This window comes from Brevundimonas faecalis, assembly GCF_040549405.1.
GTDB classification, from domain to species: Bacteria; Pseudomonadota; Alphaproteobacteria; order Caulobacterales; family Caulobacteraceae; genus Brevundimonas; species Brevundimonas faecalis.
In genome coordinates, this window is the sequence record NZ_JBEPTF010000001.1 from 119,996 (window position 1) to 137,034 (window position 17,039).

Genomic DNA, 17,039 nt, shown 5'->3' on the forward strand with positions numbered 1-17,039 from the left:
GGCGACGCTAACTCCGCCCGCCGTCGAGGCCAAGGGGCCGCGTCACGCCGCCAGCCGCCACCTCTGCAGGTGTTCCAGAACGTCGGCGACGATCTGGGCGCGGGTGAAGCCGGTCACGTCGCGTGGGCGCGTGCCGTCGCCGGTCACGGCGCTCATGCGCCATTCCAGGGCGCGCCGGGCCTCGGGCGCCTCCAGCGCCGTCAGGGCCGGCAGGGGCCGGGACCGGGCGCCGAGCCGATAGACGAAGTCGCGGCCGTTGGCGTGTTCGACCCTCAGCCAGACGCCGTTGTCGTCGGTCTGGACCTCGCTGTTCTCCAGTCCCTGGGCGGCCAGGGCGTCGCGCACCTCCTCCAGGGCGGGGGCGCCGTGGCGCTGCATCTGGCGGCTGATGTCGCGACGGCTGGCGGGGGCCAGGATGCGCTTCAACTGTTCGCGCAGGGGCGCCGCCTCCGTCTCGACCGCCTCGCCCTTCAAGTCGGCGTTCATCTGCCGCGCCAGACCGAAGCAGGCCAGGATCATGATGACGGCGAAGGGCAGGGCGGCCGTCAGGGTCGCCGCCTGCAGGGCGCCCAGACCTCCGGCCAGCAACAGCAGGGCCGCCGCCAGGCCTTGCAGCACGCACCAGTAGACGCGCTGCCAACGCGGCGTTTCCTCCGCGCCTCCCGAGGCCAGGGTGTCGATGACCAGGGAGCCGGAATCGGCCGAGGTGACGAAGAAGACCGCCACCAGAGCGATGGCCAAAACCGAGGTGATGGCCGTCCCGGGCAGGTATTCCAGGAAGCGGAACAGGGCCGTCGACAGGTCCGCCTGCACGGCGTCGGAAATGGCGCCCGCCGCCACGCCCAGGTCCAGGCTCATGGCCGTATTGCCGAAGACCGTCATCCACAGGAAGGTGAAGCCCGAGGGGACCAGCAGCACTCCGATCAGGAATTCCCGCACCGTGCGCCCGCGTGAGATGCGGGCGATGAACATGCCCACGAACGGCGACCAGGCGATCCACCAGGCCCAGTAGAACAGGGTCCAGTCCGCCATCCAGGCGCGCGGCTCATAGGCGTAGAGGGTGAAGGTGCGGACGAAGAAGTGGTCCAGGTAGAGGCCGAAATTCTGCACATAGGCCCGCAGTAGGAACAGGGTCGGCCCCGCGATCAGCACGAACAGCATCAGGCAGATGGCGATGACCAGGTTCAACTCGGACAGCCGCCGAACCCCCTTGTCCACCCCGGTCAGGACCGAGATCGTCGCCGCCCCCATCACCACGGCGATCAGCCCGACCTGGACGATCACGCTGCTGGGCACGCCGAAGACATAGTTCAGGCCGGAGTTCATCTGGGCCACGCCCAGGCCCAGGGAGGTGGCGATGCCGAACAGGGCGCCGCAGATGGCGAAGATGTCGACCGCGTCGCCGATCCAACCGTTCACCCGCTTGCCCAGCAGGGGATAGAGGCTGGACCTCATGGTCAGGGGCAGGCCCTTGCGGTGGGCGAAATAGGCCAGGCTCAATCCCGTCACGGCGTAGATGGCCCAGGCGTGGACGCCCCAGTGGGTATAGGTGATGACCATGGCCTCGCGCGCGGCGTTCAGCGTGCCGGGCGAGGCCTCGGGCGGGGCGATGTAGTGCTGCACCGGCTCGGCCACGGCGAAATACATCAGGCCGATGCCCATGCCCGCCGCGAACAGCATGGCCAGCCAGGAGACATAGGGGAAGTCCGGCTCGGCCTCGTCCGGCCCCAGCTTCAACCGCCCGGTCGGGCCGACCGCCAGGACGGTCACGAACAGCAGGAAGCCCGCCACTGAGGCGACGTAGAACCAGCCGAAGGTCTCGATCACCCAGGCCTGGGCGGCGCCGAAGATCAGGTCGGAGGTGGCGGGCGCCACAAGGGCGAGCAGCAGCAGGGCGCCCGCGATGGCGCTGGCCCCCCAGAAGACGCGGGGGTTCATCTTGGTCGTCAGCATGGGGACCAAGCGCACGGCGACGCTTCGGGTTCCATTTTTGGACACAGACCCGCCCTCGGAATGAAAAAGATGTAACTCGGGTATACGGCGAGCGCCTGATAATCGCTGCGACATGAGAGCGTTGAGGGACGCTCGCGCGAGGGTCGCCGTCATGTCGAAATTCAAGTTGGCGCCTGTGCTGGGCGTCGTTCTGGCCCTGCCGGCCGGCGCCGTCCTGGCCCAGACCCCGCCCCCGGCGAGCACGCAGCAGAACCCCAGGCCCCCGGCCCAGTCCGCGCCGGAGAAGGCGGAGGACAAGGATCAGCCTGCGGCCGTCGGCGACGTCGTCGTCAGCGCCCGCTCCAGCGACGTGCGAACCTCCATCGATTCCACCAGCTATAGCCTGGCCGACGACCTGCAGGCCGCGAGCGGCACCCTGGCCGAGGCCCTGCGCAACGTGCCCTCGGTCGATGTCGATCCCCAGGGCAATGTCTCCCTGCGCGGGGACGGCAATGTCACCATCCTGGTCGACGGCCGCCCCTCGGCCATCCTGTCGGGACCGAACCGGGCCGACGCCGTCCTGCAACTGCCGGCGAACCGCTATGCGCGGATCGAGGTCATGACCAACCCCTCCGCGGCCTATAGTCCGGAAGGTTCGGGCGGGGTCATCAACCTGATCACCAAGCCGGTTCCGGCCGCCGTCGCGGGGGCTCCCGGCGCGGCCGCCGCCGCGACGACCACGGGTTCGGTGCGGGTTAACGTCGGGGACAACGGGCGCTGGAACGTCGGCGCGAGCGGTTCGCGACAACAGGGCAAGCTGACCCTGACCGGCGACATCAACTATCGCTATGACGAGCAGGATTTCGCCTTCGATCGTCTGCGTGAGCAGCTCGACTCGACCACGGGCGCGGTGACCTCCACGACTACGGCGGTTCAGCAGAACGACATGGTTCAGAAGGGCGTGTTCGCCCGGCTCTCGGCCGAATATCGCCTGACCGAGAAGACCATGCTGACCGGTGAACTGCGCGGCAACCGTTTCGAAGCCGACGCCGAGGCCGGAGGTCTGTTCGAGACCCGCAACGCCGCGGGTGTTCTGACCGGCGCCTATAGGCGTGACGGCGTCGGCGGGTTCCGTATGGACGGTTGGGGCGCTACGGCTCGCGTGCTGCATCAGTTCGACGCCTCGGGCCACGAGTGGTCCAATGAGCTGCGCTATGATCGTAACGACACCGAGAACGACGGGCTGAACGTCAACACCTTCTCCCTTCCCGTCGCGCCGGCGCTTTATGAAGGTCAGAGGCAGTCGAACGCGCAGGAGACGATCGGCTTCACCAGCGCCTACACCCGGCCGATGAGCGACGGCTCCAAGCTGCGGACGGGCTATGAGTTGAACCTGACTCGACCGGATCAGGACAATGTGCTGCGACGCGGCCCGTCCGAGGCCGCCTTGGCGCCCGTTCCGGGCCAGAGCAACCGCTTCGAGGCCGAACAGACGGTCCACGCCCTCTACGCCACCTATGAGCGTCCCTTCGGCGAAAAACTGTCGGCCCAATTCGGCCTGCGCCTGGAGCAGGCGGACATCGAGGTCGAGGACGTCACCAACGCCGTCCGCGCCTCTCAGGATTACTTCCGCGCCTATCCGACCATGCATCTGCAGTACCAGCTGACGGAGACGCAGACCCTGCGCGCCAGCTATTCGCGGCGGATCCAACGGCCCCAGCCGGCCCAGTTGAACCCCTTCGTGGCCTATGGCGATCCCTTGAACCAGCGTTCGGGCAACCCGGACCTGGAACCGCAGGAGACCGACAGCTTCGAAGCCATGTGGCAGATGCGCCAGGGCCAGACCTTCTATCAGGCCACCGCCTATTATCGCGACACCACCAAGGCCTTCACCGAGGTGGCGACCGACATCGGCGGCGGGGTGCTGCTGACCCGGCCTGAAAACCTCGGCGCGCGACGCGACCTGGGGGTCGAACTGACCGCCAGCGGCCGTCTGCACCCGACCCTGCGCTACAACGCCAGCGTCAACCTCTTCCGCCAGGAGCTCGACGCCGACGGCATCCCGGGCGGCCGCGACCGGGAGGGCGAGATGGTCACCGGCCGCCTCAGCCTGAACTGGCAGGCCACGCCCAAGGACTTCGTGCAGTTGATGGGCTTCTGGCAGGGCGACCAGCTGCTGGCCCAGGGCGAGCGCGAGAGCGGCGGCATGCTGAACTTCGGCTATCGCCGCAAGCTCAGCGAGACCCTGTCCTTGCAGTTCACGGCGCGCGACATCCTCAACTCCTTCGGCGGGGCCACGACCTACGACACGCCCCAGTTCCGCGAGCGGGTGGACCAGGAGTTCAACCTGCGCGCCTTCTACCTGGGCCTGACCTGGTCCTTCGGCGGCCCGCGTCGCCAGCCGGAACAGTTCGACTTCTCGACCGGCCCCACCGGCGGCTGACGCCCCCCCCAGGTTCGATCCATGAACGCCCGTCGCCGGTTCGGCGGCGGGCGTTTTCATGTCGCCTCTTGCGTGTCCCATCGGCCACACCCACCTCGTTTGCGACAGCTCAAGGCGTCGCTTCGTGAAAGGGCGCATTGAGTCGAAATCCGCCTCCCGAGGGGAAACCGAACGACATGAATCTCGACCTCTATTCCGACCGCGCCAAACAGGCCGTCCAATCCGCCCAGTCGCTGGCCCTGGCGCGTCGCCACCAGCAGTTCGCGCCCGAGCACCTGTTGAAGGTGCTGCTGGAAGAACGCGACGGCCTCGCCCGCAAGCTGATCGATCAGGCCGGGGGCGATCCGGCCGCCGCCGAGGCCGTCACCGAGGGCCTGCTGAAGAAGCGCGCCCAGGTTTCGGGCGGCTCGGGCCAGCTCTATCTGGACGGCGACACCGCCCGCGTCTTCAGCGCCGCGGAAGAGGCGTCGAAGAAGGCCGGCGACGCCTTCGTCACGACCGAACGCCTGCTGGCCGCCATCGCCAAGGAGGGCGGGGCCGCCGCCGAGGCGCTGAAGTCCGCCGGCGTCACGCCGAAGAAGCTGGATGAAGCCGTGACCGAGATGCGCAAGGGCAAGACCGCCGACAACGCCTCGGCCGAAGACAGCTACGACGCCCTGAAACGCTACGCCCGCGACCTGACCGAGGCCGCGCGCGACGGCAAGGTCGACCCCGTCATCGGCCGCGACGAGGAGATCCGCCGCACCATCCAGGTCCTGGCCCGTCGCACGAAGAACAACCCCGTCCTGATCGGCGAACCCGGCGTCGGCAAGACCGCCATCGTCGAGGGCCTCGCCCTGCGCATCGTCAACGGCGACGTGCCGGAAAGCCTGAAGGACAAGAAGGTCCTGTCGCTCGACATGGGCGCGCTGATCGCCGGGGCGAAGTATCGCGGCGAGTTCGAGGAACGGCTGAAGGCCGTGCTGAACGAGGTGGCTCAGGCCGAGGGCGGCATCGTCCTCTTCATCGACGAGATGCACACCCTGGTCGGCGCCGGCAAGGGCGACGGGGCCATGGACGCCTCCAACCTGCTGAAGCCCGCCCTGGCGCGCGGCGAGTTGCACTGTGTCGGCGCCACCACGCTGGACGAGTACCGCAAGCATGTCGAGAAGGACGCGGCCCTGGCCCGCCGCTTCCAGCCGGTCTTCGTCTCCGAGCCCACCGTCGAGGACACGGTGTCGATCCTGCGCGGCCTGAAAGAGAAGTACGAGGTCCACCACGGGGTGCGCATCAGCGACAGCGCCATCGTCGCCGCCGCCACACTGTCGAACCGCTACATCACCGACCGCTTCCTGCCCGACAAGGCCATCGACCTGATCGACGAGGCCGCCTCGCGCGTGCGCATGGCCGTGGATTCCAAGCCTGAGGCCCTGGACGAAATCGACCGCCGCCTGGTTCAGCTCAAGATCGAGCGCGAGGCCCTGAAGAAGGAAAGCGACCACGCTTCGCAGCAGCGCCTCGAAAAGCTGGAGGACGAGATCGCCGATCTGGAAGGTCAGTCGGACGACATGACTGCCCGCTGGAAGTCGGAAAAGGACAAGGTGGGGCAGGGCGCGCAACTGCGCGAAACGCTTGACCGCCTGCGCGCCGAACTGGCCGCCGCCCAGCGCGCCGGCGATCTGGGCCGCGCGTCAGAGATCGCCTACGGCCAGATCCCGCAACTGGAGAAGCAACTCGCCGATGACGAATCCCCGGCGGCGGTCGCCGCCCCCCTGACTCCCGAGGTCGTCGACGCCGAGCAGATCGCCGCCGTCGTCAGCCGCTGGACCGGCGTGCCCGTCGACAAGATGCTGGAGGGCGAGCGCGAGAAGCTGCTCAAGATGGAGGAGGAACTGGGCCGCCGCGTGGTGGGTCAGGACGAGGCGCTGGAGGCCGTCTCCGATGCCGTGCGCCGCGCCCGCGCCGGCCTGAACGACCCCAACAAGCCGCTGGGCAGCTTCCTCTTCCTCGGCCCTACGGGCGTGGGCAAGACCGAGCTGACCAAGGCTCTGGCCGGCTATCTGTTCGACGACGACAACGCCATCACCCGCATCGACATGTCCGAATACATGGAGAAGCACTCGGTCAGCCGCCTGATCGGCGCCCCTCCCGGCTACGTCGGCTATGACGAGGGCGGCGCCCTGACCGAGGCCGTGCGCCGCCGTCCCTATCAGGTCGTCCTGTTCGACGAGGTCGAGAAGGCCCACCCCGACGTCTTCAACGTGCTTCTGCAGGTGCTGGACGACGGCCGCCTGACCGACGGTCAGGGCCGGACCATCGACTTCAAGAACACCCTGATCATCATGACCTCCAACCTGGGCAGCCAGCATCTGGCCGACCAGCCCGAGGGCGAAGATGTCGAGGCCGTTCGTCCCCTGGTCATGGAACAGGTCCGCGCCCACTTCCGGCCCGAGTTCCTGAACCGCATTGACGAGATCATCCTGTTCCACCGCCTCGGCCGCGAACAGATGGGCGGCATCGTCCGCATCCAGCTGGCCCGTCTGGAGAAGCTGATGGCCGACCGTCGCCTGACGCTGGCTCTGGACGACAGCGCCCTGACCTGGCTCGCCGACAAGGGCTACGACCCCGTCTACGGCGCTCGCCCCCTCAAGCGCGTCATCCAGAAGGAACTGGTCGACCCCATGGCCAAGAAACTGCTGGCCGGCGAGATCGAGGACGGCAGCGTGGTGGCCGTGTCAGCGGGCGCCGACGGGCTGGAGATCGGGAAGGCGCGGGTGCATTGAGTTTAGCGCTCTGCTGCCGTTGATCAAAAAAGGGGGCCGCGATTTCGCGGCCCCCTTTTTCTTTTGTCATCCTCCGGCAAGCTGCGTCAGCGGTGCAGATCGAAGGGGCCTAGCGGCGGCTCGATCTCACCCCAGCACCGGCATCACCTCCACCCCGTCGCAGACGAAGATGGACATGTGTGGATGGCCCTCGAACAGGCGGGCCGCCGCCTCGTGGCTGTCGGCGCGGACGACCATGAAGACGGTCAGCAGGTTGACCATGTCGGTCACGGCGCCGTCGTCGTCGATGCGTTTGGTCGGGCCCAGCGGGCCGCCCTGAAAGACGATGGAGTCGCGGTGCGCCTCCTCCCAGGCGGCGACGGCGGCCACGCCGAGGCGGGCCGTCTCGGCCTGTTCAGCCTCGCTCATGGCGCGCCAGGCACGCCACTTGGGGCCGGTCTTGTCGCTGGTGAAGACGGCCAGGTAGTGGGTCTCGGCGCTCATCGAAGCCTCCCGTTTCCGGGAGGGTCGGACTTTCGCCGCCTTCGGGCAAGCGAGAGCCGTTCCTTCTCCCGCAAGGGAAGAAGGGGGCTAGCCTTCGGCCCAGGTCTCCAGCAATCGCCGCGCGATCGCATAGGGCGGCGGTGCATGGATCGACCCGTGCGTTCCCGCCAGGACCGCCCGCGCCTCGGCCCGGGTCAGCCAGGTCACGGCCTCCAGCTCGGTCTGGTCGGGCGCGGCGTTGTCGTCCGTGACCTCGGCGATCAGGCCGATCATCAGTTGGGCGGGGAAGGGCCAGGGCTGGCTGGAGTGATAGGCGACGTCCGACACGGTCAGTCCGGCCTCCTCCTTCACCTCGCGGGCGCAGGCTTCCTCGATGGATTCGCCCGGCTCCATGAAGCCGGCCAGGGCCGACATGCGACCTTTGGGCCAGGCGGCCTGACGGCCCAGCAGGCAGCGAGGCTCGTCGCCTCCCTTGAACACGGGCAGCATGATCACGACCGGATCGACGCGCGGGAAATGCTCGACGCCGCAGGCCGGGCAGACGCGCCGCCATCCGCCCGAGGCCTGGTCCGTCGCCTTGCCGCAGGCGGCGCAGAAGCCGTGACGACGACGCCAGTCGAACAGGCTCTTGGCCGTTCCCGCGATGGCGGCGTCGGCCTCGGGCAGGACGGCGGCCGCCTCGCGCATCTCGACGAACCGGCCCATCCCGCCGACGGGGCCGGCGGTCGGGTCGATCGACCCCTCGAACTCGACGGCGAAGACCGGCGCGCCCTTCCACAGGCCCAGGAAGACGTCCCGGTCCGGAACCAGGTCCCGCCCGTGCGCCAGCGACAGCCAGACCAGCCGCTCGCGTCCCTCGTGCGGTTCGACCAGGGGCCGCCCCTCCCACAGGACCATGGCCAGGGCTTCGGGGTTGGCTTCCTGCTCGCCCAGCCAGGCCAGGTCGTTGCGAAGGTCGCCGGAGCGGTCGAGCGGATTGCCGGAAAAGGCGTTGCGATAGGGCATGCAGGCTTCATACCTCCGACCGACGACGCAGGGGAGGGCTTGATTCCCTCGCCGTCACCCGCCATATCCCCTCTCGGAGATCGCGGGCGAAGGCTTCGCCAACCTGGTCAGGGCCGGAAGGCAGCAGCCACAACGAATTCCCCTTCGGGTCGCGGTCTCCACCTTTATTTTTGCGCTATGTTCGCGCCGCGGGCGCTCACGGGTTGAGCGCTTTTTTTGTGCGCTATCGCTCGCCGCGCGGCGGTTCGCTGCTTGAGCGCGCGCTTTCCGAGCGACTTGGGTGTTTCAGACGATTCAGACCTTGTTTCGCTCGCCTGAAGCTCCGGGTTTCAGACGATTCAGACTTTCGAGACCGCTTTTTACATTCGCGTCACGCCGATGTGCGGAACCGCAGGCAGGCTGGGCCGCTCAAGCATCTCAACCCTCAGGAGGCAGGCGTATGAGCGTTCTCGGTTCCATTCTCGGCGGCATCTTCAGGAAGAAGAAGGAAGAGGCGGCCGCCGCGCCCGCCGCTGCGCCTGCGGCGGCGCCCGCCCCGACTGCGGCCCCGGCGACCCCCGCCGCCGCCCCGGCCGCGACGCCCGCGCCGCAGGACGTCGATGTCGCCGGCATCCTCGACTTCATGAACGACCAGCGCGCCCAGAAGCTGAACTGGCGCACCTCCATCGTCGATCTGATGAAGCTGATCGGCCTGGAATCCTCCCTGGCCGAGCGCAAGGAGCTGGCCGACGAACTGGGCTATACGGGCGACAAGTCCGACACGGCCTCCATGAACATCTGGCTGCACAAGCAGGTCATCCAGAAGATTCGCGACAACGGCGGCCAACTGCCCACCGATCTCTGACCCTCTCTCTGGCGCGAGGGGGTGCGCGACCGCACCCCTTCGCGCTAAGACAGGTTCATGAGCGACGCCGATCACAGTCTCGATGGTCCTCCGTGGGAGGAAGACGCGCCCGAAGTCGAGGAGCGCGACCCCAACACCGACGACATGTTCGGCGCCCCGCCGCCCGCCGCCGCGCCTGAGCCGGCGGCGCCCGCGCCCGTTCCCGCCCCTGCGACCGCCGAGACACCGCCTGCGGAGGGCGAGGCCTACACCGTCCTGGCCCGCAAATACCGGCCGCGCGCCTTCGAGGACCTGATCGGCCAGGAGGCCATGGTCAGGACCCTGACCAACGCCTTCGCCACCGGCCGTATCGCCCACGCCTTCATGCTGACCGGGGTGCGGGGCGTCGGCAAGACGACGACCGCCCGCCTGCTGGCTCGCGCGCTCAACAATGAAACCGAGACCATCGACAGGCCGTCCCTGGCCCTGACGCCCACGGGGCGGCACGACGCCGCCATCATGGCGGGCCAGCACATGGACGTCATGGAGATGGACGCCGCCAGCCACACCGGCGTCAACGACATCCGCGACATCCTGGAAAGCGTCCGCTACGCGCCCGTAGAGGCCCGCTACAAGGTCTATGTGCTGGACGAGGTCCACATGCTGTCGACGCAGGCGTTCAACGCCCTGCTGAAGACGCTGGAAGAGCCGCCGCCCCACGCCAAGTTCATCTTCGCCACGACCGAGATCCGCAAGGTGCCGGTGACCATCCTGTCCCGCTGCCAGCGCTTCGACCTGCGCCGCGTCGAGCCGGAAATCCTGGTCGGCCATCTGGGCCGGATCGCCGAGCGCGAAGGCATGAAGATCGAGCAGGAAGCCCTGGCCCTGATCTCGCGCGCGGCTGAAGGGTCCGTGCGCGACGGCCTCTCCTTGCTGGATCAGGCCCTGGTCCAGGCCGAGAGCGGCGCGACGGTCCAGACCGCCACCGTCCGCGACATGCTGGGCCTGGCCGACCGCACCCAGACCATCGCCCTGTTCGAATCCGTCATGGCCGGGCGCACGGCCGAGGCGCTGGAAAACTTCCGCACCCTCTACGGCTACGGCGCCGATCCCGTACAGGTGACCAACGACCTGCTGGAGCACTGCCACGCGGCCTCGATCGCCAAGATGCTGGGGCCGAACGCCACTCGCCTGCCCAACGATCAGGCGCAGAAGCTGACGGCGCTGGGCGCGGCCATCTCGGCCGGGACCCTGTCGCGCACCTGGCAGATGCTGCTCAAGGCCCTGGACGAGGTGCGGCGCGCGCCCAATCCGGCCGACGCGGTGGAAATGGCCATCGTCCGCCTGGCCTACGCCGCCGACCTGCCCGGCCCCGAGGACGCGCTGAAGGCCATCCAGTCGGGCGGAAGTCTGCCGGGCGGCGGCGCGGGCGGCCCTCGCGGCGGCGGTTCTGGAGGCGGCGGCGCCTCGGCCATGCTGGCGGCGCGGCCCATGGCCCAGCCGGCCCTGCCCGATCCCCAGACCTTCGAGGCCGTGGTCGCCCTGATCGGCGAAAAGCGTGAAATCACGCTGCAGATGGACGTCGAACGCTATGTGAAGCCGGTGTCGTTCAAGCCCGGCGCCATCGTCTATGAACCGGCCCAGGGCTCGCCCGTCGATCTGGCGCGGCGTCTCGCCTCGCGGCTCAAGGAATGGACCGGCCGCACCTGGCTGATCGCCGCCAACGGCCAGGGTGGCGGCGAGACTCTGATCGAGATCGAGAAAAAGGCCCGCTCCGCCCGCCGTGCGGCGGTCGAGGCGGACCCCTTCGTCGTGTCCATCATGCAGGCCTTTCCGGGCGCCGAGATCAAGGAGATCAAGACCCTGGCCCCGGCCTTCGAAACGCCCGCCATCCCTGAGGATGACGAGGACGACTGACCGTCCTCGCCGCTTTCGCGCTTACAGAATCTGCGCGGCTTCCTCGAAGTCGAGGCGGGGCGAGCGCGGGAAGAGGTTCTCGTCCGTGCCGTAGCCCAGGTTCATGATGAAGTTCGGCTCGACATTGCTGTCGGGGAAGAAGTCGGCCTTCACCCCCGCCGCGTCGAAGCCCGACATCGGACCGACGTCCAGGCCCAGGGCGCGCGCGGCGATGGTCAGATAGCCGCCCTGCAGCGAGGCGTTGCGGAAGGCGGCCTCGCGACGACCGGCCTCGTCCTGGAACCAGTCGCGGGCGCCCGGCGCATGGGGGAAGAGCTTGGGCAGGGTGTCGTGGAAGTCGATGTCCTGGGCGATGATCAGGTTGACCGGCGCGGCCAGGGTCTTGGCGCGGTTGCCCTCGGCCATGTGGACCGACAGACGGGCCTTGGCCTCGGGCGAGGTGACGAAGACGAAGCGGGCCGGGGTCATGTTGACCGCCGTCGGACCGAACTTGGTCAGGTCGTAGAGCTTGCGGATCAGGTCCTCCGACACCGGCCGGTCGCTCCAGCCGTTGCGCGTGCGCGCCTCGGTGAACAACTGGGCCAGGACCGAATCGGAAACCGGAACGTCGCGGGCGGAAAGGGCGTCAAAGGCCATCGGGAAATCCTCCTGAACAGGATTGGTAACTTCAGTTGTGGCGAATATGGCGTGCGGCGCGACGGCGTCAAGCAAATTAATACAAAAACTGTTTCTATTGCAGATCGAGGGTTTTCCACGGGGGTCTGGAGCCGCGCCCCGCTTCGCCCTATCTAGGGGGCATGAAAGACCTCAACGCCCTGATGCAACAGGCCCAGGCGATGCAGCAGAAGCTGCAGGACGCCCAGGCCAAGATGGCCGAAACCACTGCCGAGGGAACCTCGGGCGGCGGCCTTGTCACGATCGCCCTGAAGGGCCCCGGCGAGATCACCTCGGTGAAGATCGACGACAGCCTGATGACCCCCGGAGAGGGCGAGATTCTGGCCGACCTGATCGTCGCCGCCCACGCCGACGCCAAGCGCAAGCTGGACGAGGTCAACAGCGCCCTGATGCGCGAGGCCGCCGGGCCGATGGCCGGGATGAACATCCCGGGAATGCCGAAACTCTTCTGATGGCCGCGTCCGCCGGGCCGGAGATCGAACGGCTGATCAGCCTGCTGGCCAAGCTGCCGGGCATGGGACCGCGCTCGGCCCGCCGGGCGGCCCTGGCCTTACTGAAGCGGCGCGAACAACTGCTGGTCCCGCTGGCCGCCTCGTTGGCCGAGACGGCCGAGAAGGTCGTCAACTGTTCGGTCTGCGGCTCGCCCGACACGCGCGATCCGTGCGCCGTCTGTTCGGACCAGAGCCGCGATAACGCCCTGATCTGCGTGGTCGAGGAGGCCGGCGCCCTGTGGGCCATGGAGCGCTCGGGCGCCTTTCGCGGCAAGTATCACGTCCTGGGCGGGCTCTTGTCGGCGCTCGACGGCGTCGGCCCCGAACAACTCCGCATCGCCGAACTGATCGGTCGCGCGAAAGGCGGGGAGGCGAGGGAGGTCGTCCTGGCCCTGCCCGCCACCGTCGACGGCCAGACCACGGCCCACTACCTGGCCGAACGCCTGTCGGCGGCGGGCGTCGAAGTCACGTCGCTCGCGCGCGGCGTCCCTGTCGGCGGCGAACTGGACTGGCTCGATGACGGCACCATTGTCCAGGCCCTGCGCGCCAGACGGCCAGCCTGAAACTTCCCTCTCCCACCGGGAGAGGGGAACTTCCCTCCACCCTCGACTCCCGCTAGGAACGGAGCATGAACGTGCTCGAAATCCTCCTGCTGGTCGTCGCCGTGGCCGCTGCCGGCGGTTTCCTCTGGGCCTTCACGGGTTGGCAGAAGACCAGGGGCGCGCTGGACGCCGCCGACGCCCGGCTGGAGCTGATGGAGGAGAGCCGCGACTCCATGGCCGAGTTCCTCAAGGCCCAGGCCTCGCAGTCGGCCGAGGCCGTGGCGTCTCGGCTGGTGGCCCGCGCCACCGAGACCTTCCAGGCCCAGGACCGCGTGGCCCGCGAGCGCATGGAGGCTCAGCTCAAGCCGGTCTCCGAAACCCTGGCCAAGTTCCAGGAGCACGTCGCCGCCCTGGAGAAGACCCGGGCCGAGGACGCCGGCGGGTTGAAGGAGCAGCTCAGCCTGCTGATGGCCGCCTCGACCGCGACCCGCGACGAGGCTCGCCGCCTGACCGAGGCGCTGAAGGGCAACACCGGCCGTCGCGGCCGCTGGGGCGAACAGACCTGCCGCAACGTGCTGGAGGCGGCGGGCATGGCGGGCCGCTTCGACTTCCAGGAACAGAATTCCTCCGCCGACGACGAGGGGCGCCAGCAGCGCCCGGACTTCATCGTCAGGCTGCCCGGCGGCGGCATGTTCGTCATCGACGCCAAGGTCTCCCTGGCCTTCCCCGAGGAGGCGGACGGCGACGAGGAGGCCCAGGCCCGCGCCATGTCCCTGCGCACCGCCGCCAGCATGAAGACCCACGTCCGCCAGCTGTCGTCCAAGGCCTATCAGGACCAGTTCAAGCCCAGTCCCGACTTCGTCGCCATGTTCGTGCCGGGCGACGCCTTCCTGGCTGCCGCCTTGGATCATGAGCCCGACCTGATGACCACGGCCATGGCCTCGCGCGTGGTCATCGTCACGCCGACCACCCTGTTCGCCCTGTGCAAGGCCGTCGCCTACGGCTGGCGCGCCGAGGAGCAGGCGAAGAACGCCGAGGACGTCGCCCGCCTGGGCAAGGAGCTCTACAAGCGTTTGTCGGTCATGGGCGGCCACGCCGCCTCGGTCGGCAAGGCCCTGGATGCGGCGGTCTCCCGCTACAATCAGTTCGTCGGCTCGCTGGAAAGCCAGGTCATGGTCTCGGCCCGCCGCTTCGAGGACCTGAAGGTCGATCACGAAGGCAAGGAGCTGCCTGAGCTCAACGCCGTCGAGCAGTCGCCTCGCGCGCTCAGCCGCCCTGAACTTCTGGACGCGCCCACGGCGGAATGACGCTGAATCTCCGGGGCGAGGACGCTTGACGGTTCGGGTTCGGGCTGTAAAACATCCTTGTCAAATCGGGAGGGCCTCGTGGTCGGCAAGCGTAAACTCATCCTCCACTCCGCCCTGGCGTTCGGGCTTGTGATTCTGGCCGCCTTCATAATGGGCGGAGTTCTGGGCTATCTGAAAGCGACCGGACAGGACATCAACACCGGTTCCGCCGCGCTCTGGACCGTGGGCGTCTTCGCTGTCGTCACCATGGCGATCTCGCTGTGGATCATGCTGCGCTGGATGTCCTCCATCGACGAGGCGGCGCAGGAAGCGCACAAGTGGGCCTGGTTCTGGGGCGGATCGGGCGGCATGGCCGTCGGCGGCGTCCTGGTGATGATGGCCTCTCTGCCCCAGGCCGCGGCGATCAATATTCCCGCCTGGTATGCCGGTCGCACCGATCCGGCCGTCTACGCCGCGACCGGCGGCTTCGCCATGCTGACCCTGATGATGATCGGCTACGGCGTCGCCTGGGCCTGGTGGTGGCTGGGTCGGCGTTGAGGAGGGCGGCATGAACAACCGCCTCAAGGTCTTGCGCGCCGAACGCGACTGGAGCCAGGCGCACCTGGCGACCGAGCTGGGCGTGTCGCGCCAGACGGTCAATGCGCTGGAGACCGGCCGCTACGACCCCTCCCTGCCGCTGGCGTTCAAGATCGCCCGCCTGTTCCAGATGCCGATCGAGGCCATCTTCATCGACGACGAGGCCTGAGGGCCGCCTGAAAGGACGCCGATCATGCGTTTCTCCTCCCTGAAGTTCGGTTTCGGCCGGGCCCTGGCCGCCGGCGCCGCCGTTTCGGCTCTCCTGCTGGCTCCCGCCGCCATGGCCCAGACTCCGGCCGCCGCGACGGCCGCCGTCACGCCGGCTTCGGCCGGGTCCGGTCCGGGCCTCTGGGTCGTCCGCGATGCCGATTCCACCATCTACCTGTTCGGCACCGTCCACGTGATGAAGCCCGACACCCCCTGGGGCACGGCGCGGATGGAGAGGGCCTTCGCCGCCGCCGACGAATACTGGTTCGAGGTCGCGGACCTGAACGACACGAGCGGCGTCGTGCCGCTGTTCCAGGCCAAGGGCTTCTCGCCGACCCGTCCGCTGTCCAGCCTGCTGACGGCGGAAGAACTGGCCGACCTGGACGCCGCCGCCCGCGCCATCGGCGCCAGCGCCGCCCAACTCGACGCGCTGCGCCCGTGGTTCGCCGCCCTGCAACTGGCCATCGCCTCCCTGACGAAGGCTGGCTACGTCTCCAAGAACGGCGGAGATCAGATATTGCACGCCCGCGCCGTCGCGACAGGCAAGCCGATCAAGGGCTTCGAGACCATGCCGCAGCAGATCGGCTTCATCGCCGACATGCCTGAGGCGGCCCAACTGGCCATGCTGCGTTCGGGCCTGAAGGAATATGGTCAGGCCGACGCCTTGCTGGGGCGGATGGTTACAGCTTGGTCCACCGGCGACGTTGAGGGCCTGGACGTCCTGATCGGCCAAGAAGCCAAGTCGGAATCGCCGGAGCTTTACGAAACGATCTTCACGCGAAGGAACGAGGCCTGGGCCGATCAGATCCAGACTCTGCTGGCGGGTTCGGGCACGGCCTTCATCTCCGTCGGGGCCGGACACCTGGCGGGCGCCGACAGCGTCCAGGCGCAACTGGCCAAGCGCGGCGTCGCCGCCGCCCGCATCACCGACTGACGCGACACTACCTGCCCAAGGGGCCGTAGAGCCAGGTCATCCAGAGGCCGACGGCCAGGAAGACCCCGAACGGCAGGCGGTCGTCGCCCTTCACCGACCGACGCAGCAGCAGCCGGGCCAGCACGACGCTGAGCCCGGCCAGGGCCGCCCACAACAGGGTGGAGGGCAGGCCCAGGACCCCGACCCAGGCGCCGCCCGCGCCCAGCATGAAGGGGTCGCCGCCGCCTAGGCCCTCACGCTTGCGCACCATCTGATAGAAACGGCCGATCAGCCATAGCCCGCCGAAACCGATGACCGCCCCCAGGCCCGCATGGGCCAGGGCCGCGAGCGGCTCGCCCGGCCTCAGGCAGAAGGCCGCCGCCGTCCCGGTGAGAAAAAGCGGCAGGGTCAACTGGTCCGGCAGCCAGAAGTTCTCCGCATCGACCACGGCCAGCAGCAGCAACTGCCAACCCAGGACGGCGGTCAGCACGGCGGGCAGGATCGCCGGCTGACCCAGCCCCGCCCACAGGCCGATCAGGCCGGCGCCCGCCTCCATCAGGGGATAGCGTCGCGGAATGACGGCGCCGCAGCCCGCGCAACGCCCGCGCGACAAGGCCCAGCTCAACAGGGGCAGAAGACGCAGGGGCGACAGGGCTTTGCCGCATCCCCCGCACCGCGAGCGGCCGAAGACCACGCCCTCTCCGCGCGGCAGGCGCCAGCTGACCAGGCCCAGGAAGCTGCCGACGAACAGGCCCAGTCCGCCGAGCAGGGCCGCATGGATCAGCATGGTTTTTCGCCCTCCCGGTCGCGTTCCGTCCAGCCATAGCCGGGCTTCGCCGGAGAGGGGAGGGCCAAAACCCATCGACGCCTTCCGGATTGTGAAGACTGGGACGTACCGGGAGGGTTTGTCTTGAATCTGAACCGACAGCTTCAAGAAACGGCGCGACAACTGTCGCGGTTCGG

15 protein-coding genes and 1 other RNA gene are annotated in these 17,039 nt (G+C 68.5%); 11 read left to right on the forward strand and 5 right to left on the reverse strand.

Features of this window, described 5'->3' with window-relative positions:
* Window positions 1–42 precede the first annotated feature (42 nt).
* Window positions 43–1,968, reverse strand: coding sequence for a BCCT family transporter (locus tag ABIE19_RS00515; protein WP_354087155.1), 1,926 nt, complete (start codon window positions 1,966–1,968; stop codon window positions 43–45).
* A 136-nt stretch (window positions 1,969–2,104) separates the two neighbouring features.
* Between ABIE19_RS00515 and ABIE19_RS00520 the strand changes: the two genes are divergently transcribed.
* A complete protein-coding gene (locus tag ABIE19_RS00520) occupies window positions 2,105–4,375 on the forward strand; it encodes a TonB-dependent receptor domain-containing protein (protein ID WP_354087156.1) in 2,271 nt (756 codons plus the stop codon).
* A 176-nt stretch (window positions 4,376–4,551) separates the two neighbouring features.
* Window positions 4,552–7,137: an ATP-dependent chaperone ClpB gene (gene clpB / locus ABIE19_RS00525; RefSeq protein WP_354087157.1), complete on the forward strand. Its 2,586-nt coding sequence runs from the start codon at window positions 4,552–4,554 to the stop codon at window positions 7,135–7,137.
* A gap of 126 nt (window positions 7,138–7,263) precedes the next feature.
* On the opposite strand, the gene ABIE19_RS00530 is transcribed toward clpB, so the two are convergent.
* Together ABIE19_RS00530 and nudC are read right to left on the reverse strand one after the other, a co-directional pair.
* A complete protein-coding gene (locus ABIE19_RS00530) occupies window positions 7,264–7,620 on the reverse strand; it encodes a hypothetical protein (protein ID WP_354087158.1) in 357 nt (118 codons plus the stop codon).
* A gap of 87 nt (window positions 7,621–7,707) precedes the next feature.
* A complete protein-coding gene (gene nudC / locus ABIE19_RS00535) occupies window positions 7,708–8,625 on the reverse strand; it encodes an NAD(+) diphosphatase (RefSeq protein ID WP_354087159.1) in 918 nt (305 codons plus the stop codon).
* A gap of 72 nt (window positions 8,626–8,697) precedes the next feature.
* Here nudC and ffs point away from each other — a divergent pair.
* The 3 genes from ffs (at window position 8,698) to ABIE19_RS00550 (ending at window position 11,365) form a co-directional block, all read left to right on the forward strand.
* Window positions 8,698–8,791, forward strand: an RNA gene (ffs, locus tag ABIE19_RS00540) — signal recognition particle sRNA small type.
* Window positions 8,792–9,064: 273 nt separating this feature from the next.
* Window positions 9,065–9,469 carry a DUF3597 domain-containing protein gene (locus ABIE19_RS00545; protein ID WP_354087160.1) on the forward strand — a complete coding sequence of 135 codons (405 nt, stop codon included), beginning with the start codon at window positions 9,065–9,067 and terminating at the stop codon, window positions 9,467–9,469.
* Between the two features lie 57 nt (window positions 9,470–9,526).
* Entirely contained in the window at window positions 9,527–11,365 is a 1,839-nt protein-coding gene (locus tag ABIE19_RS00550; protein ID WP_354087161.1) for a DNA polymerase III subunit gamma/tau, read from the forward strand.
* 21 nt (window positions 11,366–11,386) lie between these two features.
* Here ABIE19_RS00550 and ABIE19_RS00555 read toward each other — a convergent pair whose 3' ends face one another.
* Window positions 11,387–12,001 (reverse strand): malonic semialdehyde reductase, encoded by a 615-nt coding sequence (locus ABIE19_RS00555; RefSeq protein ID WP_354087162.1) that lies wholly within the window; start codon window positions 11,999–12,001, stop codon window positions 11,387–11,389.
* A gap of 161 nt (window positions 12,002–12,162) precedes the next feature.
* On the opposite strand from ABIE19_RS00555, the gene ABIE19_RS00560 reads away from it, so the two are divergent.
* The 6 genes from ABIE19_RS00560 (at window position 12,163) to ABIE19_RS00585 (ending at window position 16,097) form a co-directional block, all read left to right on the forward strand.
* Complete coding sequence (locus tag ABIE19_RS00560; protein WP_354087163.1) at window positions 12,163–12,492, forward strand: YbaB/EbfC family nucleoid-associated protein; 330 nt, start codon at window positions 12,163–12,165, stop codon at window positions 12,490–12,492.
* Window positions 12,492–13,094 (forward strand): recombination mediator RecR, encoded by a 603-nt coding sequence (recR, locus tag ABIE19_RS00565; RefSeq protein WP_354087164.1) that lies wholly within the window; start codon window positions 12,492–12,494, stop codon window positions 13,092–13,094. The genes ABIE19_RS00560 and recR overlap by 1 nt, the downstream gene beginning before the upstream one ends.
* A 65-nt stretch (window positions 13,095–13,159) precedes the next feature.
* Window positions 13,160–14,380 carry a DNA recombination protein RmuC gene (locus ABIE19_RS00570; protein WP_354087165.1) on the forward strand — a complete coding sequence of 407 codons (1,221 nt, stop codon included), beginning with the start codon at window positions 13,160–13,162 and terminating at the stop codon, window positions 14,378–14,380.
* 78 nt (window positions 14,381–14,458) lie between these two features.
* Window positions 14,459–14,917, forward strand: coding sequence for a hypothetical protein (locus ABIE19_RS00575; RefSeq protein ID WP_354087166.1), 459 nt, complete (start codon window positions 14,459–14,461; stop codon window positions 14,915–14,917).
* A 10-nt stretch (window positions 14,918–14,927) separates the two neighbouring features.
* Entirely contained in the window at window positions 14,928–15,125 is a 198-nt protein-coding gene (locus ABIE19_RS00580; protein WP_354087167.1) for a helix-turn-helix transcriptional regulator, read from the forward strand.
* A 24-nt stretch (window positions 15,126–15,149) separates the two neighbouring features.
* Entirely contained in the window at window positions 15,150–16,097 is a 948-nt protein-coding gene (locus ABIE19_RS00585) for a TraB/GumN family protein (RefSeq protein WP_354087168.1), read from the forward strand.
* Window positions 16,098–16,104: 7 nt separating this feature from the next.
* Here the strand turns inward: ABIE19_RS00585 and ABIE19_RS00590 are convergent, their stop codons facing one another.
* Window positions 16,105–16,863, reverse strand: coding sequence for a prepilin peptidase (locus tag ABIE19_RS00590; RefSeq protein WP_354087169.1), 759 nt, complete (start codon window positions 16,861–16,863; stop codon window positions 16,105–16,107).
* Window positions 16,864–17,039 lie beyond the last annotated feature (176 nt).